The sequence below is a fragment of the Capnocytophaga canimorsus genome, assembly GCF_002302565.1.
Taxonomy (GTDB): Bacteria; Bacteroidota; Bacteroidia; order Flavobacteriales; family Flavobacteriaceae; genus Capnocytophaga; species Capnocytophaga canimorsus.
The window spans coordinates 1,991,509-2,011,982 of record NZ_CP022382.1 but is presented as its reverse complement, the minus strand read 5'-3'; the positions used below and the strand labels follow the sequence as shown (position 1 = coordinate 2,011,982).

Genomic DNA, 20,474 nt, shown 5'->3' with positions numbered 1-20,474 from the left:
CGCAAATTCGTAACAAAAGAAAAGTCGTAGCTTTTTAAATGTAGAACTACTAAGGTGAAATTCTGCTATTTCGCTCAGATTGGCATACCGTTTGTTTTACTAAGTGGAACCGAAGCATCAGTGATGATTACAGTAAATTCAATAATGATTTGAAGTGTTCCTACACTTGTTTTACAATCAGAAACTCACAAAGGTTAACGTCTTTTTTAGAAGAACCCTCCCTTTTCTTTGTTGTATAAATAGTTTGTTTATTCTATATTTGCGAGGGGCTCTTAATGCTGAAATTCTTTTTATTCAATTAAAAATCAGTAATAAAAAGTGAACTTTCTTTTTTAAAAAAGAGAAAAAAGAGAAGTTTTCAGCAAAGGACGATATTCTCTTTTTCATCAAAACCTCAAAACCTTACACGATGAACTACGACCGCATTAACGAAAAACTAACCATACTTGCCGATGCTGCCAAGTACGATGTTTCCTGCTCTTCCAGCGGAGGCAACCGAAAAAATACCCATAAAGGCTTAGGAAATTCGGCACCCTCGGGCATATGCCACACCTACACCGAAGACGGACGCTGTGTGTCTCTGCTCAAAATATTACTCACCAACCACTGTATTTACGATTGTATCTACTGCGTATCCCGAAAAAGCAACGACATTAAACGAGCTGCTTTTACTGTAGATGAAGTGGTGGATTTGACTATCAACTTTTACCGTCGTAACTACATCGAAGGGCTATTCCTCAGCTCGGGAATTTTCAAAAATGCCGACTACACGATGGAACGCCTGATTCTTATCGCCAAAAAATTAAGAACCGAGCATCGTTTCAATGGGTATATTCACCTGAAAACCATTCCAAATGCCTCGCCAGAGCTTTTGCAAGAAGCCGGTTTGTGGGCTGACCGACTCAGCATCAATATGGAAATTCCTACCGTTTCGGGCTTAAAGCTATTGGCTCCTGACAAAAGCCACGAGCAGATGATTCAACCAATGAACCATATAAAAAACAGCATCGTACAGGCTCAATCGGAACGAAAAATCATAAAATCAACTCCCAAATACGCTCCTGCCGGACAAAGTACACAGTTTATCATCGGTGCAGCAGGCGAAAACGACGTACAAATTATCCTCAGTGCCGACCATTTTTACAAGCAATTTCAACTCAAAAGGGTATATTATTCGGGCTATGTTCCTGTTACGGCCGATAGCAGACTACCCGCACTTACCACGCCTGTTCCCACGATTCGGGAAAATCGGCTTTATCAGGCAGATTGGCTGATGCGCTTCTACGGATTTGAAGCACGCGAAATTTTAACGCCTCAAAATCCTTTTTTAGATTTAGAGATAGACCCAAAACTAGCTTGGGCACTTAGAAATCCCCAACTTTTTCCCGTGAATTTACAAACAGCAGCCTATGAAATGATTTTGCGTGTTCCAGGTATTGGGCGAACTTCAGCTTACAAAATCGTGAATTCCAGAAGATTTCAGACCATTACAATGGAACATCTGAAAAAAATGGGGGTTGCCGTAAATCGAGCTAAATTCTTCATTGATTTGGCAGAAAAGAATCCGTTTCTAAAATATTTAGACCAACTTGAACTTAGGCAATTGGTTATCAGTAGTATGAAATCTAAATATAAAAATCATTTTTCCCAGCAATTGAGTTTATTCTGATGATACGTTTGGTCTATGATGGCAGTTTCGAGGGATTGCTTACGGCTGTTTTCGAAGTTTTTGAATACCACTATGCGGATGTTGAGATTGTATGTAGCACTCATACCCTTGGTGCACTTTTTTCGGAAGAACAAGAGGTGGTAACCCATTTCGAAAAAGCAGAACGCGTAGTGAAAGGCATTGAAAAGTATGCCGATAAATCCGCAGTAAACCAACTTCTGAAAGTATTTCTATCGGAAGACCCTCAGCGAGAGTCTTTGATTCTGTATGCCGTACGCTATTTGGTAAATACCAAGGAAAATATTTTCGAAAATTATGCCGATACTCAAATGATGCGCATTGCTCGTTTGGTAAAGTCGGTTCAAAGGGAATCTCACAGAATGAAAGCCTTCGTGCGTTTCCAAAAACTGCAAGATGAGAGTTTTTTCGCTCAAATAGCTCCCGATTTTGATGTTCTACCTTTAATCATCAAGCATTTTAAAGACCGATATGCCGACCAAAAGTGGATGATTTACGACCTCAAACGCGGTTATGGTATTTATTATGACTTAGAAGAAGTACTTCCCGTAGTTCCTGATGCTGCTACCAAGCAAAAACTTAAAAATCCTGAGGCTTTTTTCCACGAGGAGGAGCGCCCCTACGAAACGCTTTGGAAAAACTACTTTCAAAGTGTGAATATCAAGGAGCGATACAACCCAAAACTCCACCGACAATATGTTCCTAAACGCTATTGGAAGTATTTGGTGGAGAAATAGAAAGTATTAAAATTGGGGCAATGTAGTAGCATAATAAGAATTTGTTTCCTATATATTTGCTCACCTTATCCAAAAGTTGTGATTTGTTTTCCGAAGCTATCTTTACAATGGCATAACCTCACGTAACTATTCGGGTTTCGGAAGAACGAACTTAAATCCTTTCCCACGAATTACGAAAGTTGTATCACGAACTTCTTCAACAAAAACAGGATACGTACCTGTACCAATAGAAAAACTTGTAGGATAAGGAAACGATTTTATTTCTACCTGAACATTTTGTCCTTTTTGCGGATTGAGTATCTCACCTACCCGAACGGCACTTCGTTGATTAAATCCGTCATTAACACCATACGGAACAGTACTATTAGTAAACCAAGTTCCTACTCCTGCTCGTTTAACAACCAATTTAGGTTCTATGTGAGAAAGTGTACGTGAATAACTCGAATAGTAACCTAACTTTTCCAGATTTCCTTCTGAACGAACCACTACTTTAAGTGTTTTTGAAGCTACTCCATTTGATACAGCCGTTATGGTAGCTTCCCCTTCGTGTAGGGCATTTATCTCCAGAATGTTAGTCTTTCCGTTCCATTTTAAGTTTAGAATTCCGTAAGGGTCATCAACATCTAAATTAACGATATCACCTCCGCCCGTTAGGCTGACAAACTTACTTTCATCGCGGGGATGAAGCAAAATATAATCCTGACTAATGCTTATCTCCTGAGGAATCACGTTTATTTTAAGGTGTGCCTTTCTGTCGTGCGAAGTAATCGTGGCGAACGTTTCGCCTTCAAACAATCCTTTTATTTTTAGCGTGTCCTTATGAATAGTTACCTGAGCCAATTTTGAATTCTCAACGTTTGCCAAAAATTTCTCATTCCCTCCTGATAAAACAATCTTCCTTTCAGTAAGTTTATTTATAGAAATCTCTTTAAGCGACTCACTCCCCTTCCCTACTTTAATTTCCGGATACTCATCTTTGTTCCCTTTTTCACAAGACATCAATCCCAGAAAAACAGCTAACAAACTCATTATTATAGTATGTTTCATAATAATATTATTTATCTTATCAAACTTATTATTCACTTTTATTTTTATCTTATTTGGCTTTCCTAACAAATAAAAAACATTTCCCAATCTATGGAAAACATCATTTAAAGCATTTTTATACAGATTTTACTTCACATCTAAGTAATAATCCAACTCCCACTTCATATTTGGAGCCTCTTCAATGACGATTTTTAGCGTTTGCTTTCCTTTTTTAGGAAAAGTAAGCTGATTATTAGTCGGAAATACCTGTTTTGAGTTTATAAAATACTGGATTTTTGCATTTTTATTTGCTAAATCATTATAATATAGGTCGATTGTTTGAGAAACTTCTCCATCAATGTTAAGGGTACGCAGATGCGGAACACGTTCCATATCATTCTGACTTCTTCTCATATCGTTGGTAATGGCATTTATCTCTTTTGAAAAGTCGGACACCTCACTTCCTTTTAAAGCACGAACTTTTATTCTATAACTCTTCTGAGGTTCTAAGTCCGTAACCAGAAATCGATTTGTTTGCGTCTTGCCTACAGACTGGTCATTCACGAAAACTTCCCATTGCAGCTGTCTGTCGGCTTCTTTATCCCATCTTACTTCAATTTCTCGCTGATATTCCCTTGTGGAAACCCCTGTTGGGACTGAAACACTACCGCCTCCGCCATTGCCCTGATAAACCAACGAAATATCATCAATACTGATGAAACCATTACTTTGTGATACATAAAAAGCTATTCCCATTTTGTTAATCCCTGTAGGAACGGTAAGTGTAACTTCTCGCTTTTGCCATTGGCTTGTAAAAGAAACCTTTCCGAGAGCTTCCCTTTTGATTCTGCTATCACCATCATACCAAGATACATAAAGCTCCATATTTCGGTCAGATACATCTCCTTTATACCAATATGATAAAACGTACTGGGCATTTGCCTCTACATCAATTGCATTTGTCTCTCCTTCTTGATGAAGATAAAAAGTTCCTGAATTAGCATAAATTTTGGCTGCGTAACTTCCCGAATGTGCATCAGAAGACCGCTGATAAGCAAATCCATTAGGGAAATACCAATTATCAGGTCTGCTTGAACTTCCTCCTTCAAATCCTCCATTAGGAACTAAGTTACTTTGTGCTTGAGCAACAAGTCCCACGATTAAAAATACTATGAATATTCTGTATTTCATCTCTTTTTCTATTTATATCTGTTTGATATTATTTTATTGCTTTTAGTTTCTTGATAAAGTTTTATGAATTAAATAAAATCTCATCAACTTTATACAATTTATCACACTCCAAAATCCTCCTTTGAAGGAGGTGTCCGAAGGACGGAGGATGTCTTTTGGATTTTACATCCCCCCTACCCCCCTTCAAAGGGGGAATCAGTACAAAAAACTATTTTTTATTATCTATATCATCAAAAAATTTATTTATTCCAGATGATTTAACTCATTTATAATTTTGTTTTCTTTCTAAAAAACCATAAAAACCTTTTAAATCATATATTTTTTATTGTTTTTTATCAAGGATACACTCAATCCCTGATGATTTTTACGCCTCCCCAGTAGGGATATATTCAATCCCTAATGATTTTTGTCCTTTCCCAGCAGGGATATACTCAATCCCTAATGATTTTTGTCCTTCCCCAGCAGGGATATACTCAATCCCTGATGATTTTTGTCCTTCCCCAGCAGGGATACACTCCTTCCCTGATGATTTTTATGCTTCCCCAGTAGGGATACATTCCTTCCCTAATGATTTTTGTCCTTCCCCAGCAGGGATAAACTCTATCCCTGATGATTTTTTGAATTTCCTTGTTAAAAATAAGAACAATCTATCTGTTTTTGAATATTTATCAACTTCCTTTTTACTGATTTCTTCTTGATGAAAAGAAAATCCACTTTACTTTATCTTTTTATATCATTGATTGAAATTCCGAAAGGCTTTCCTATTTCAGAAGCAATATTCTTTAAAGAACCTTTATGATTGACATCGGAAAGGAGCTTGTCTTTATCCCACAAACCTTTATCATTTTTAAGTTCTTGCAGATAACTTTGGATTTCCTCATACGTGAAATAAGGTTTTCCCTCTGCGTTTCTGGCAAATTGCATCGTGTAAATAAGTCCGTACGCACGAGAGATAAAAGGAAATGCATAGCCCGTCCCTTCATCCATATTGACTAAGGTGTTTTCACCCACCAAAATATCCACAATCTGAATGGCGATGGCTCGGGAAAGCTCACTTCTGATGATTTTCAGATGTTTTTTCATATCCTCATAACGATATCTTCCCAACTCAATACGCCCCTGAACAAAAGCATTGAAGAGAGTGCGTTCGCTATCTTTGAGCAAAGCAATTCCCTCAGCTTGTACCAGCGGACGCAAGAAAGCGAAGTATCCGTACGCCAAATCCCAATGATGTTCCAACTCGGTGTAATTCCTTCCCACCAGTAATTCTACATTTTCGTGTTTGGCGATAAGCTCGGCATTGTCAAAAAATTGTTCGTCCAAGTGATAATTTAGGATTTTATCCAAATAAATAGCTCCCAACAACGAATTATTGAAAATTTCAGCTACCACCAAGCCTTTTTCATCTGCAAAGGAAAGATTTACATCACCGATACTCTGCCCGATATATCCCGTGCGTCCGTAGTTAGCAGGACGATTTCTGTGGTCAGAAGGATTGGCTTCTCCTCTTCCTGCAATCGCACTAGATACATCAATGAGCGTTATTATATCTTGTTCAATAACCGATTTTTTAGCAATATGCAAAGGCGAAGTAGCTATTTCTTCTTTCGGTTTTAGGTGATACATTCCGTTGGTAAACAATCCCATTACCTCATCATAATTGCTTTGATTTGAAATCTGAGCTCTTTTCAGATAAGAATTATAGATTCGGTCGATAGGCTCTTTGACCAGTTCGCATTCCAACACGTCAACGCTACTGCTTCCGTTGCGGGAAAAGCTGTACTTGAGTTCGAGAGGCAAAGGCTCTACGTACGCCGACTCTACCGTCTCTCCCTCGCCTTTGTTACACCCCAACACCAAAAGGGACACTATTAAAATTGTATATTTCCACATATTTTTTCTGTTTGTAAGAACAAGAATCGCCTTGTTCAGTTGGTTATTTAATTTTGTGTGTTGTCTTCATTCTCAATACAATTTGCTCCGCTGTCATTCCAACACGTTTATGGCAAAATAATATACTCGCAATACGGGGACGGAATTCTGTTAGGTCCTTCATTGTTTTGCGATTGCTCGGTACTGAGGGTTGGAACAACAATAAGTCCGTCTTTTGAAACGGCTGAGATACTTGCTTTTATGTTCGAACCTCTATCACCAATTCCATTGACTAACAAATACATCGGATAGCCGGACTTCACTCTAAACGTTTTAGAAAATTCCACTCCATCGGTAAGTTTGTGAGTTATATTGCTGTTCGAAGCATCTGACCCCACTGCAACTATTTGCTTTTTGTCATCAATAAAACGGACTTCAAATCGGGCAAGAGATGAAGTTTGTGGAGCTTCTCTGTACTGACATTTTATGGTTACGTCGTACTCCCGCTGGTTATCAATGGAAACCCCAGGATAGCGATAACTACTCAAAGCATCGTTAGGATTGCACAATCGGACATTCATATCCTCGTAGGCATTTTCAGGCTTTTCAATTCCTTTCCAAGGAAATAATTTGCTATAATCTTCCTCTGCTGGGTCGCTATCTTTTACATTACAGGAAAAAATCCCCAATAGTATTATCAAAAATAAATATTTTCTATTCATTGTCATATCATTTTTTCGCTTGTTTCTATTTGTCAACTATTTCAGCAACAAAATGCGTTGGTTCGCCATCAGGATAAAGATGCTTGCTCACAAACATATATCTTTTATAAATAGGGTCGTACACTTTGACCAATTCGCATACAAATGTATCTCCTTTTCGCTCAAAATCATAAAAAATATAGTTCTTATCATACCGAATTCCCGTTCTAAACGTAATTCCTTGCTCTGTTCCTACATATCCTGAACCCAAAGCATAACTCTCATCAGGAACTGTAATATTCGGGTTGGCATTCCATTTCTTACCTGCCAGAAAAACATAATACCGATTGGCTGTCATTGATTTCAAAAAACGATTGTATTCAGGAGTTCCCGTTGTGGTTTTGATAACAACGTCACTTTGGAAAAAAACACGACTTCCTTTTCGGATAACAATTTGCGGATTTTTCATTTTTGCAAAGAATGTTCTGTTTTCGTATGCTTTCTGAACATTATTTTCTGACGGATGCTTCCACGCCTCTTCTGATTTTAACTTTTCAAAGACGATGTATTCGCGAGCGGGTTCAATAGAATTAGTGGTTTTGAACAACAAATTTTGGTCAAAATCCTTACGCAAATACAAAAAATCGGACTTGCCTTCTAGTTGTTCGTTTACCAATTGATGAATGTAATTATAGGTCGTAAAACTAAGCTCGGTAAAGGTATTTTGCTTAATTTCGAACTGACTTTCTTGTGGTTTCGAACTACTATTAGCATCAAAATCAGCTAACATTGTTACCTTTCCTTCGGGAGTAAATTTCATTAGAAAATAATGCCCTCCGTATCCGTATTGGTCTCTGTAATAGAAAATTTCTTTCTTAAAAACTTCATCTTTATTGCTAAAAGCCAATGAATCCGTTTTTGAAAAATACATCACCTTCCAGCCATAAGGAGCCTCCGTAAGTTCCTTACGTAATTCATTGATATTTTGCAGATTTCTTTGCGAAGGAGAAATCCCATCATCTTCCTTTTTGCAAGAAAAAAGTCCTATTATAGCCAACAGAATAAGATATTTTTTCATATTTTATTGATTTACGTATGATTTAAGTCGCTGAATGCTGATGGTTTGCATTCGTTTGAGATTAATTTTGATTTCCTTTTTGAAATAATCTTCTACAAATTCTTGCTTTTGGCGAAGTTTTTTTACGGCTTCTTGGGCTTCTTGCTGGTCTTCTGGGTCAGAAGGATTAAAAGGTATTCCACCCAATGCGATAGCGTTTTCAACATCTTTGGCACTGTGCGTCAGATAAGTACTAACTACCTCAGCCATATCATCTTCAGGAGAAAGCATCGAATGAATAGTGAAAAACCCTCTGCGATTGGCTCTAATTCCTTCGGTACTAACCACTTCCGACACCGAGTTTCCGTTATTCAACACTTCCTCGCAATTATCTTTATATAATTTCCCTTGCGTGGTCACATTTTTTCCAACACTGAAAAATCCCATACGAAGTGTCAGAAAATCTTGGTCGGCTTTTACCACATAAGCAAACGATTGGTTGGCTTGTACATCTCGGTCTCTTGTGCAATCAGAAGCCTTACGGATATATTTGACAATAGGCTCTCTTTCAGGCAATTCTTTTGTATTAGACACATATCCTCCTGAACTGATTTTCAAAAATTTATCTCGGTCGTAAGGCAATAATTCCATCAATCGTTTGGCAAATTGATGGTGTACGCTTCGCATTAAGGCAAAGACTTTGGCATAATCCTTCTCATCGAAATTATTGACATCGTACAGGTGCATTTCTGCCGAAGTAGTTGCGGTGTTCGACAATAATTCCACTCCATTTTCATCAACATTTTGCCCTCCGTACATATAAATCTTAATCGGATTTTTTCCTTTTAAGAAATCCTTGCCGCCCACATTTGCCAATGTATAGGTTTCGAGCCACAAATGCTTTATGGTTTGCAATACCTTTTGAATATTTTTAGCCTCTGGCGGATAGGTGTAACTTCCTTTCGGAGCCGTGTTTCCGTCCCAACGATAATTGACCTCAATTCCGTAAGGTAAGGTAAATTCATTGCGTATCCAAGTATCCAATTCGGTATAATTACGTTGCACAATGTTGGCTTCCACCACGCTTTGGTCGGATAGCTTTTCTTTGTTACAACTGAGCAAAACCAATGTTAATATTATGTATATTCTTCTCATTGTATGTTGATTATTTTTTATTTTAAGCGGAAAGGACACGTCCTTTCCCTACAAGTTATCTCGGATTGGGTGCTAAACCTCGATTGATGGCTTCGGCAGGAATTTGCAATAACTTTCGTGGGTCTTCCTTGCGAAGCGGTTGGTAAATTGGGCTTTTAGAATTTCGGCGAATAGGAATGTAAAATCGGCGGATGTCAAACCAACGCAATCCCTCGTGCAGAAATTCCTTCTGACGAAAATCCGAAATGATTTTAACCAAAGCCAATTGCTTTAAAGTCAGCCCATAAAAAGGACTATACACTTCATAAAAACTACTATTGATTGACGTGTACGACTCATTAGAACACGGCGGAACTGCCAAATTTCCGTATTTTCCTCGTATGTATTCTTTCAAATCTTCAACCGATTTTTCGTATTCACGCTTCATTGCGTAGGCTTCCATTCGGTTAAGCAAGACTTCATCAGTGGTGAAAAGCACATTGGTTACATACAAATCTTTGGGCTTCGTTCCTGTACTTCCCAAAAGAGACAATTCATCGAACTTGGCAATATACGTTCCGTTATTTACAGGTCTTTCCGAATCGGAAAACAGATAAGTTGTTACGTAATTGAGCTTTCTTCCTGCATCACTATCGCAACCGTCAATCCCTTTTGACGCAAATATCTCACTGATTTTCTGGTCAGTAAATCCGTATTTATCAACAGGCAAATTGCGTTTCCAACGCGATTCGGTAGTGGTGATTAGCAGATTAGCAGGTTCTTCCGTTGCAGTATAGGTAGCGAACAAAGATTTACGATTATTGCCGTGCAATCTGGCGTAATGTTCCCAATTTCGCAAGGTTTGTTTGGGGTTGCTTCCCAAAACGTAGTCAGCATACTCAATAACCAAATCCCATTTGCCTTTTATCAAGTAAAACCTCGAAGCAAAGGCATAAGCCGCTTTTTTGTTGAAGTGAAATTTAGGCTTTTTGTAGAAATTATCATCAACCAACGTAATTCCTAACTTTAAATCGGCTTCAATTTTTTCGTAAACTTCAGCAACTGTTCCACGTTTGTAATCGACTAAAGCGTGTTTTTCAGGTTTGGTTAGATACGGAATACCAGCACTATTCTTGGCTTTTTCCGTTCCGTAAGGTTCTGCCCAGATGTTGACCAACATAAAATGTAAATACGCTCGAAGCAAAAAAGCCTCTCCGTACAAAGCCTTTACTCGGTCCGTTTTCGGATATGAAGCCAACAATTCCAACGCTTTGTTTGCCTGTGCGATACCTGCATAACACGCATTCCAGTAGTTTAAGGGCGTGTCCAAATCTTCTTGGTCGTAATCCTCCCAGAAGTACATCGCTTCGTTCAGACGCGTGTGTACCCCTCCGATTCGCTCCTCGACATTGTCGGTTCGGGCTTCCAGAAAAGCAAAATAACTCGCCTGAGGATAAGCTCCTGTGAGTAGTTCTGCTATTTTTTCTTCCGAATCAATTGCCACATTGAGCGACGAATCAGGGTCTTTGTCCAAAAAACCTTGACACGAGGTCAGAAACAAGCCTACTAATGTTAGTTTTATGATTGATTTCATATCATCTGATATTTTTATTATTTGATTTGATGCTCTTTCGTTGGGCAAATACTAAAAAACTATCTTTCTTCAAAATAAGCCCTCACTTTCGGAGCGACTTCCTTCCCGAAAAGTTCAATGGCTTTCAATACCGCCTGATGAGGCAACGAACCGATAGGCATATGTAGCATAAATCGGTCTAATTGCAGGGTTTCAATAGTTTTTATAATCTTTTCGGTAACTACTTTTGGGTCGCCTACGAACATTGCTCCGTATTCCCCTACCGAATTCAAATATTGCTCTTTGGTAAGCGGTTGCCAATGCGGTCTGTCTTTCGAGATGGCATCAACTACTTGTTTGGTTGGGTGGAAGTACATATCCACAGCTTGTTGGTTATCTTCAGCGATGAATCCCCACGAGTGTGATGCTACTTGCAACTGCTCTGCCGTATGTCCCCACTGCTTACCTATTTGGCGATATGCGTCAATCAGTTGTTTGAATGCACGAGGCTCTCCCCCGATAATAGCAAAGGCGATAGGTAATCCCATTTTAGCAGTGCGAACGGCAGTTTCAGGACTTCCGCCTGTGGCTACCCAAATGGGTAACTTTTCTTGCACGGCTCTGGGATAAACGCCTCTTGCGTCCACCGAATGCGTTAGTCGTCCTTCCCAAGTAAGAAGCTCTTTTTCGGAAATTTCCAAAAGCATATCCAATTTTTCGTGAAATAATCCGTAGTAATCATCTAAGCTATACCCAAATAGCGGAAAGGATTCAATAAAAGACCCTTTCCCGACCATTATTTCGGCTCTTCCGTTGGAAATAGCATCGAGGGTGGCAAAATTTTGATAAATACGAATCGGGTCGGAAGAGGAAAGCACCGTAACAGCACTCGACAGACGAATGTTTTTCGTATTCACCGCTCCTGCTGCCAATACCATTTCAGGCACCGATACGGCAAAATCCGAACGATGATGCTCCCCAATGGCGTAAATATCAAGTCCTACGGCATCGGCAAGTTCCATTTCTTCAACCATATTTTGTATTCTCTCAGCGTGTGAAATGGCTTTACCTGTAGCTTCCAGCGGAGTCGTTTCTCCAAAAGAAGTAATCCCTAATTCTATTTTTTTTGACTTCATTTTTATATTCTTTCTTGTAGTATTTATTGTACTATTCTATTTTTATATATTGTTATTTTATTGCTTCCGTGCTACAAATCGGATAACAGAACCTATTCCATTATGAAGAAGCCCTTCGGAAAGTGCTACTTCTTGCTCAACCAATGTTTCAAACTTAAAACCGGCAAAATCGGATTGAATTTCTTCCAAAGAGAACAATGACTCAGCATCGGCTGGTCCTCCTATTTTCGGATTTTTCTTCCGATAGTCGAGATGTTTTTTGCTAAATCCTTCAAAAATAATGATACCTCCTTTTTTGAGAAGTGTTATCAACTTTTGATGATAGGCGGAACGTATTTGGGGCGGAAAATGAGCATAAATCAGTGCAATTGTATCGAATGAGGCTTTATCAAAGTCCAAATTAGGCAGTTCGCCAACCTTATAATTTACAAAAACATCATTTTCTTTTGCCAATTGCAATGCTTTTTTCTTTCCCTCTTCACTAATATCGAAAGCGGTTACTTCCCACTGATTTTTAGCCGCATACACTGCATTTCTGCCCTCTCCTTCTGCTGGTAATAAGATAGAAAGCGGACGAAGTCTGTCAATTTCCTCCTTAAAAAACCGATTGGGCGACTTGCCATACACAAAATCGTCTGTTTTATAATGATTATTCCATTTTTCTATCCAAATATGACTATCCATTCTCTACTATTTCCTATTTTTTTACTTTTAATTATTTAGGCGAAACCTCAAAACGAGCGTTTCCACCTTTCGGGATTTCCCCGAAGCATCAATCCGAGTGTTTTCATCTTTCAGGATTTCCCCGAAACGTCAATCCGAGCGTTTTCTACCTTCAACCAATTAGGCGAAACCCCAAAACGAGTGTTTTCTACCTTCAACCAATTAGGCGAAACGTCAATCCGAGCGTTTTCTATCTTCAACTAATTAGGCGAAACCCCAATCTGAGTGGTTTCAGTTATTGTCATTTCGAGCGAAGTCGAGAAACTTACTATTTCTCTTAAAAAAGATTTCGACTTTGCTCAGCCTGACAAGTGAATGCCATTACCTTTTTAGTGGGACGAAACTTGTCTCGTCCCTACGGCGTTAAAACCCAACATTTACCGTCAACGTGAATTGTTTTGGGGTTGGTAGCGATACCCCACCTGAACGATAATACTCGGGGTCTTGACCGTTAAGACGTTTGTCCGAATAAATCAAAAACGGATTGGTAACCTGCCCACGTACATTGATGGTACTCAAGCCGAATTTCTTTGCATAATGTTCTGGAACGTTGTAACCAAGTGAAATGTTTTTCATTCGCACGAAACTTCCGTCGGCTACCCTATTTTGCGAATAATTATAAGTGTTATACGCCCGTTCGATGTTCTCCTCGCCAATAAGTCGGATTAAATCTTGCGAAGGCAACGCAGGAACTTCCGTTCGCCACTCATCACCTGGGGCAATCCATCGGTTGTAATATTCAGTTGAAAAAACATTTAGGTCAGCGAAAGCTGGGTCGAACGACGGATTTAACCGAATTTTATTCCCCGCCTGTGCCGTGATGAAAAACGACAGCTCCCAATTCTTATATTGAAAGGTATTGGACAAACCACTATTCACATTTGGCTCAATCGAACCGTGATAAATCAAATACGTTTTAGAATACTGGGCGTCCAGAAAGTCGGCTCCCGCAATGTTGCCATACGCTCGGTTATTAAGCGGATACAAGCCAAAATCAAAAGTCGGCAATCCGTATGAATTCAAACCTTGATAGTTAAACGAAAAGAGCGACCCTTTCGGAAACCCAACGATGTTCCCACGTCCCGCCCCAGCAACCATATCAAAGGTGTTCGGCGTATTGAGCAATCGGGTGATTTCCTGATTCATATAACTTATGGTAAAGTTGGTTGTCCATTTGAAATCGTCCGTCAAAATGTTTTTAGAATTTAAAGCCAATTCCACGCCTCGCGTACGCATATCGCCAAAGTTAGCGTATTTGTAGTACTGCCCACCCACGCCCGAAGTGCGGATAAGGTCAATCAGGTCGAACGAATTACGTTGATACACGTCAATGGTTGCATTGAGGCGATTGTTGAAAAATCCGGCATCGATACCAATGTTTAATTCGTACATTTTCTCCCACGTAAGGTCACGATTTTCCAAATGGAGGATACGCAGTGCGTTTTCGCGGTCTTCAAATCGGAAACGATTTAAAATCTGGTTTTTGTACACCGCATTCGAGTTGATGGCTTGTTCGTTCATCTTGGCGGTAAGCCCGTAACTGGCACGGAAAGCAAGGGTTGAGAAATAGTCTTGGTCTTTCATAAAACTTTCTTGGTCGATATTCCATTTTCCACCAATATTCCAAGTAGGAAGCCATTGAGAACGGCTGTTTCTACCTGCTGTATTCGACCCCTCGTAGTTAAGCACCGTATTGAAAATGTATTTTCCTTGATAACCATACGTACCACTTAGTGAGAAGGTTACTCCGCGCTCGTATCGCTCCAAAAGCGAGAAATAATCCGTTCCTTCATTTAATAATTTTTGAAAAATGAGCGGATTGGTAAAGATTTGATTGCCTTTATCGTACTGAATGCCGTATCCTTGAAACGGATTTACGCTGCGGTCAGCCGAACGAATTTCGGCAAAGCCAAACCCTTTGATGTCGTGTTCGCCCAATTGTTTGTTGTAATCCAACGCAAAACGAGCTTGGTAACTTTTGAGGGTAGTTTCGGTTTTGTTGAAAATTCCTCCGTGAGTCAGACCTACTTTAGGTTGCAAAAGCGGATTATCCTTGTCTTTTATCAGATAGATGTTCTGCTGAGCCACCCAAGGAGTTTCGTTGGCACGAAAAGCCTGAACTACATTCGAACCCTCTTTGATGAAATGCGATGTCGCTGTAAAAGCTTGTCGTGTAGAAAGCAATACAGTTGCTTCCAAGTCGTTATTAAACTTATAAGAGGCTTCTCCTTGTATTTTGAAGTCTAACAGATTTATATTTAGGTAATTATTTTGGTATTCGTTTAGAATATTAAACGGAGCCCAATTGTTGCGATAGTATTCCAACTCGCCATTACTGCTACGCGGACGAAGCGTTCGGCTGGTGGATAAAGCATAGGAAAAAGGATTGATGTCAAAGTCACGCTCGAACGAACCAAGGGTAGTATTCTTGCGTTGCGTGAATGTTCCTGGGGCTTTTTGCTGACGCATATTCCCTTGTGCAGAAAGTGTCGTTTTGAATTTATCGTTGATGTAGAATGTATTTTTCAGATTAGCCGTGATGCGTTGTACATTGTCAGTAATTGTCCAGCCACCATCATTATAAAATCCGATAGAAGCATACGTTGTGGTGTTTTTTCCTCCGCCCGAAAAAGTAATGGTATGATTCTGAATGGGATTAAGCGTAAAAAGATGGTTGAACCAATCGGTATTGGTGTATTCGCGTTCTTTGAAAAAAGCTCGTTTGCCTTCTTCTGTATTTTCATAGTAATACGCCCCTGTATTGGGGTTAATCGTGCTGATGCCTTTGTACCACTGATAATAAATACCACTGCGTCTGCCGTAAAGAGCATCGCGTAAACCGAAATATCCTTTATTAGCCAGTTCTTGGTAAACGGACATTGTTTCTTGTGAATTTAACAAATCAAAATCTGCATACGAAGGTATCTGACGAAAACTTTGCTCGTAGGAGTAGGTAATGCGATTTGGGGTGTCGCGTTTGCCCGATTTGGTTGTGATAACAATCACTCCATTTAAGGCTCTCGCTCCATAAACGGAAGTCGCCGAAGCATCTTTAAGTACTTGAATATCCTGAATATCGGTAGCATTAAGTCCGGCTATAGCAGAACTTATAAGAGTTACGGCATCGCCCGAAACCAATTGGTCGAGACTAAGAGAAACTAAGTCCTCATAAACCGCTCCGTCGATAACCCACAGTGGTTGTACATTCCCAATGATGGAAGCCCCGCCACGAATGTTGATGCGTGGTGCCGAACCGAATGTACCCGTCACGTTTTGAATGGAAAGCCCTGCTACGCGTCCTTCGAGCATACGCGAAACATCAGCCACGCCGTCCATTTTTATTTCGTTCATCTTCACCGAAGCCGAAGCTCCCGTAAAAACACGACTTTTTATCTTCTGATATCCCGTAACAACCACCTCACCGAGCTGCTCAGTTTCTTCCTGAAGTGTAATTTTCAGATTATTGGACGTTATTTTTACTTTTTTCATCTGGAAACCAACATAGCTCACCTCCAACGTTTGCCCTTGTTCGCCTTTGATGGTAAATTTTCCTTCCATATCGGTAGTAACTCCCACATTTCTTTCTTTGAGAATTACGGTTGCCCCTAAAAGCGGTTCGCCTTTGGCGTCAGTAACTGTTCCTTTAATATCCGTCTGTGCCAATGCCCACTGCGAACATAATAAAAGTACGCTATATAGTAGTTTCTTTATCATTGATTGATTCATAAATGATAACTTTTATTTTTTTAACTAGTTATTTTTACAATATTTAACAACATTGTCTACGAACTCTTTAAATTCATCACACCCGCTATCATATGAAGTAATTTTCTTTAAATACCACCAATAATCACTTTCAAAGAGACTCTCTTTATTTGGAAAAGATTCAAAAAATTTTTCTAATGTATTTTCTTTTGGAGGATTCGGGTTGGGTTTAGCAATTCCGTAACATATCTTATCTGATTCTCTTTCAATTTCTATTAAAATCCTAAAAGGAAATTTCTCTTCATACGCTTTAATACCCACACTTGGATAATTTTTTTCGTTCGTAGATTTGATTAACTCCCATTCAGTACTAAAAGTCTCAAAATTAGATTTATATTCCTCCAACTTTTCATAACATTCCTCTAAAAAATCAACTTCCATTTCTGATTTTAATGCGAACAATTGATTTCTAACCTTATCTAATTCATCTATTTTATCATTCAACTTTTCGAATTTATCATTTATTGATTTATGTTCAATATCTAATTTTCTTAATATCTCTTTTTTTAGTTTTTCACTCATTGGTTCTTGTATGGTTCTTAAATTAAAAAATCCTTCTAAATGGTCAATATATTGTTCAATAGCACTTATTAAGTGAACATCTTTAATTCGTACGTCTGGTAAAACTTTTCCTTTCAACCAACTTAATATATCATACCTAAAATTCAGTTGAATATATCTTTTTTTTTCAAAATCGCTTCCTTTGTATTTTCCCCAACTTTCAGCTGTTGGCTCTTTCCTACCATCAGCTGAGAGATAAAGTACATAAATTTGTGATTCTTCATAACCAAGTTCTTTTACCTTAGCAATATACCTTTCTATCTGTCCTTTTTGGTCAATGGCATTACGAATCTTATTCTCAAAAATAATGGCGTAATTTTTATCTTTTATAAGTATGTCAATTCTTCCTTTTTCGCAGGATATTGTTGGACTTTTTACTTTCAAATGAGAAAAATTACTATTACGCTCTGCAAGCAAACTCAAAAAAGAACTTAATATCTCATAATTTTCATCGTTTTTTTGTTCCAACAAACGTCCTAAAATTCGGCTATGAGCATTTTCACCAGCTCTCAATAAATCAATAATGTTTATATGATAAGGTAACTTTGCTTCTTCTTCTTTAATTTTTTCAAAGATACTATCACAAAAATCATTAACTTCCGAAAATAGTTTCATTTCAGGATTTACTTCCGATGAACTTGTTGAACTCATATTACACTACTTTATCCTTTTTATAATAAATAACTTTTTGTTTTGAGTCTTGTTACCAATTTACCCCATTATCAATTGATATTTCTTCTCCTCATCAATGTTTTATTCAAATATCAAATGATATTTGCTCATTTCACTGGTATTTTGCCCCATTATCAACTGATATTTGTCTGTTTCATTAGTGTTTTTATCAAAATTGAATTAGGCGATGCCCAGTTCACCGATGAAATGCCCTTCGCAGTATCTGCGATGAGTAATTCACCTCTGTTTTAACAAAAACCGAATCAGACGAAACCCATTTCACTCGTGTTTTAAATAAAATACAATCGTATATTCGGCATTTCACTCGTGTTTCAACAAAAATACAATTTTATATTTGGTGAGGACAGGACACGTCCTGTCCCTACTAAAACTTCACATTCACCCCTGAATAAATACCAAAAGGATGTCCTGCTCGTAAGCCCGAAGGATGCCGCGACACCAAATAAGTTTTATTCGTTAGGTTGATAGCGTTCAGCGTAAGTGTCAAATACTTATTCACACGAGCCCTCGCCGATGCATCAATAATGGTATGTGCAGGGATTTTGTTATGCTCCGCAATACGTCCCTGCCCAGGTGTGGTACGCATATCACCATTATAACGCACCCCGATATTCAGCTCAAAACCTTTGTACTCCGCCCCTAAACTCGCATTGAAGCTATGTTTGTTGATGTACGGAATTTCATCGCCCACAAACACACGTCCCCACGTATTTTCCTCGAAGGAATTAAGCATTTCGGTATCGGTGTAGGTGTATGAAATCTGTAAAGGTAATTTGAATTTGCTCGTTTCAGGCATTGGCTGATAATGTACCAAAAATTCCGCTCCTTTTACTTTGGCTTCTCCTACATCGAACTGTTCCAATGTACCGCTACCTCCAGCTGCTGCCAAATCGCTTCCCAACATATTGCTATATTTGTTGTAAAAACCAATGAGTTCGGCAGTTAAGTTATTGGTTGTATATCGAGTTCCTAATTCCCAATTCACGCTACTTTCAGGTTTTTGATTCATTCCTGCACTTGGTGGCGAAAATCCTTTATGAATGCCAGAAAATACTGACCAAACGGGCAAAATCTTGTAATGTATCCCCAAACTCGGAATGAAAACTCGTGCGTAATTGTTCACCTCACGACGGATTTTCCCCGAACGGCGAACATCATTCTTTGTATAATCTTTTTTATGCAAATCGATGTCTTCGTAACGCAATCCAGCAGAAAGAGTAAGCGAACGATGAGTGATTTTCGTCAGTAAATACGAGGCTAAAGCAGTTGCCGAAGTAATTCGGTTGGCTTGTGAACCGTGAATTCCCGCAAGAAAAAGTTGCATTTGTCCGTTTTTTATGGAATAGCTATCGTCCCACTGAAAGCGGTCTTCTGCATCGGCGTGATAGCGTAAACCTGTTTCCACATCAAAGAAAGTTTCACCAATGTAGAAATGATAATCCGCCTTTGTTTGTAATCCTCTGGAAAAATAATCCCGATTGTTGGCTCGAACAATAAGTCCCTCACCGATGTAATCCGTTTTTCCTGTCAGAATATCAAAATACAAATGATTGGTTTCGGGGTCTTCCAATACGGCATTGATAGAACGCTTTTCGGCAGAAGTAATTCCTGCTTTCACGTCGTTGAGTTTATACCAATTTCGGTGGAATTTCGTATAATACGCATTGGAAGTTATCTTAAACTTTGAAGAAATGTTGATAACGTACGTCCCCACCCACTGCTGATGTTTGGTTTTCATATTATCCACACGCGAACCTGCGTAGCGAAGGAAGGGTGTTGTTTTGAAATCGGTTTCAGAAACGCCTACATAGGTTTCATCGGAATTTTCGTCGGCATACCCAAATTTAAGCTCAAAAGAATGATTTACGCCCTCTTCTTTATCGGTTTTTGCCATCATTTTGGCGATAAAATCGTTGCGTTTGAAACCTGCGTGTTGGTTATCGGCAAACTTTTTAAATCCGTTGGACTGGTAACGCAAATATTCTACCAAATATCCGAAATGTTTGCGTTTGTCGCCCAAATTAAAATGACTTTTGAAGGTAGCATTTGTTCCGTAAGAAGTGGTGAGTTTTCCTGAAAATTTATTGGGAATGGGCGTGGAAACCATATTGATAGCCCCTCCAGTAGTGAAAGGACCATATTGCACTTGGCTACTTCCTTTAAGAACCTCAACGGCAGTCATTCGAGCCGCATTAGGGAAATAATACGCCGCTGGAGCGGAATACGGAGCAGGTGCCGCCAAAATGCCGTCTTCCATCAACGTGATTTTCTCACTTCGTTCGGCTTTAGTTCCCCGCAAACTGATATTAGGACGAAGCCCATAACCATCTTCCTCATAACTATTTACACCAGGTACGGCTTTGAGCATTCGGTTGATGTCGGTATAACCCAGTTTTACAATTTCGGCAGGTGAAATGTAATACGCTGACCCTGTTCTGTTTCGAGCTTGGAATTTACTTCCTAATATTTGGTTGGCACTGATAACTACCTCTTCTAACTGTTGAATGGAATCTTTTTTTTGTTCCTTTTCCTGAGCGAAAACACTCATAGCCGTCAGAAGAAATAAAAAAGAACCTATCTTTTGGTAACACATAAAAACTTCTTACGATTTTTATTTA

Annotated in this window: 15 protein-coding genes; 2 read left to right on the top strand and 13 right to left on the bottom strand. The window is 39.0% G+C overall.

From position 1 onward, the window contains the following. Positions 1-409: 409 nt before the first annotated feature. Both CGC47_RS08815 and CGC47_RS08810 read left to right on the top strand, forming a co-directional pair. Positions 410-1,669, top strand: coding sequence for a putative DNA modification/repair radical SAM protein (locus tag CGC47_RS08815; RefSeq protein ID WP_041986742.1), 1,260 nt, complete (start codon positions 410-412; stop codon positions 1,667-1,669). Next, positions 1,669-2,424 carry a TIGR03915 family putative DNA repair protein gene (locus CGC47_RS08810; protein WP_041999205.1) on the top strand — a complete coding sequence of 252 codons (756 nt, stop codon included), beginning with the start codon at positions 1,669-1,671 and terminating at the stop codon, positions 2,422-2,424. Before CGC47_RS08815 ends, CGC47_RS08810 begins: the two co-directional genes overlap by 1 nt. A gap of 126 nt (positions 2,425-2,550) precedes the next feature. Here CGC47_RS08810 and CGC47_RS08805 read toward each other — a convergent pair whose 3' ends face one another. From CGC47_RS08805 to CGC47_RS08750, 13 genes are all read right to left on the bottom strand, one after another. Continuing rightward, positions 2,551-3,471 carry a hypothetical protein gene (locus CGC47_RS08805; protein WP_041999223.1) on the bottom strand — a complete coding sequence of 307 codons (921 nt, stop codon included), beginning with the start codon at positions 3,469-3,471 and terminating at the stop codon, positions 2,551-2,553. 126 nt (positions 3,472-3,597) lie between these two features. After that, on the bottom strand, positions 3,598-4,641 hold the full coding sequence (locus CGC47_RS08800) for a carbohydrate binding domain-containing protein (protein ID WP_095900255.1): 1,044 nt from the start codon (positions 4,639-4,641) through the stop codon (positions 3,598-3,600). A 720-nt stretch (positions 4,642-5,361) separates the two neighbouring features. Further along, positions 5,362-6,534, bottom strand: a complete 1,173-nt coding sequence (locus tag CGC47_RS08795) for a DUF4856 domain-containing protein (RefSeq protein ID WP_095900254.1) — start codon at positions 6,532-6,534, stop codon at positions 5,362-5,364. Positions 6,535-6,641: 107 nt separating this feature from the next. After that, a complete protein-coding gene (locus CGC47_RS08790; protein ID WP_232779655.1) occupies positions 6,642-7,235 on the bottom strand; it encodes a hypothetical protein in 594 nt (197 codons plus the stop codon). Between the two features lie 25 nt (positions 7,236-7,260). Further along, on the bottom strand, positions 7,261-8,292 hold the full coding sequence (locus tag CGC47_RS08785) for a DUF4302 domain-containing protein (protein ID WP_041999461.1): 1,032 nt from the start codon (positions 8,290-8,292) through the stop codon (positions 7,261-7,263). 3 nt (positions 8,293-8,295) lie between these two features. After that, entirely contained in the window at positions 8,296-9,426 is a 1,131-nt protein-coding gene (locus CGC47_RS08780; protein ID WP_041999458.1) for a putative zinc-binding metallopeptidase, read from the bottom strand. A 55-nt stretch (positions 9,427-9,481) separates the two neighbouring features. Next, positions 9,482-10,999, bottom strand: coding sequence for a RagB/SusD family nutrient uptake outer membrane protein (locus tag CGC47_RS08775; protein ID WP_041999471.1), 1,518 nt, complete (start codon positions 10,997-10,999; stop codon positions 9,482-9,484). A 59-nt stretch (positions 11,000-11,058) separates the two neighbouring features. Further along, positions 11,059-12,114 (bottom strand): LLM class flavin-dependent oxidoreductase, encoded by a 1,056-nt coding sequence (locus tag CGC47_RS08770; protein WP_095900252.1) that lies wholly within the window; start codon positions 12,112-12,114, stop codon positions 11,059-11,061. A 57-nt stretch (positions 12,115-12,171) separates the two neighbouring features. Further along, positions 12,172-12,798 (bottom strand): class I SAM-dependent methyltransferase, encoded by a 627-nt coding sequence (locus CGC47_RS08765; protein ID WP_095900251.1) that lies wholly within the window; start codon positions 12,796-12,798, stop codon positions 12,172-12,174. Between the two features lie 110 nt (positions 12,799-12,908). Further along, positions 12,909-13,037, bottom strand: a complete 129-nt coding sequence (locus tag CGC47_RS10950) for a hypothetical protein (RefSeq protein WP_256593357.1) — start codon at positions 13,035-13,037, stop codon at positions 12,909-12,911. Between the two features lie 163 nt (positions 13,038-13,200). Continuing rightward, the gene (locus CGC47_RS08760) at positions 13,201-16,563 is read right to left on the bottom strand and encodes a SusC/RagA family TonB-linked outer membrane protein (protein ID WP_169922929.1); all 3,363 of its coding nucleotides are present in this window, start codon (positions 16,561-16,563) and stop codon (positions 13,201-13,203) included. A gap of 24 nt (positions 16,564-16,587) precedes the next feature. After that, positions 16,588-17,814 carry a PD-(D/E)XK nuclease family protein gene (locus tag CGC47_RS08755; protein WP_041999451.1) on the bottom strand — a complete coding sequence of 409 codons (1,227 nt, stop codon included), beginning with the start codon at positions 17,812-17,814 and terminating at the stop codon, positions 16,588-16,590. Positions 17,815-18,220: 406 nt separating this feature from the next. After that, on the bottom strand, positions 18,221-20,449 hold the full coding sequence (locus CGC47_RS08750; protein ID WP_041999447.1) for a TonB-dependent receptor family protein: 2,229 nt from the start codon (positions 20,447-20,449) through the stop codon (positions 18,221-18,223). Between the last annotated feature and the right edge of the window lie 25 nt (positions 20,450-20,474).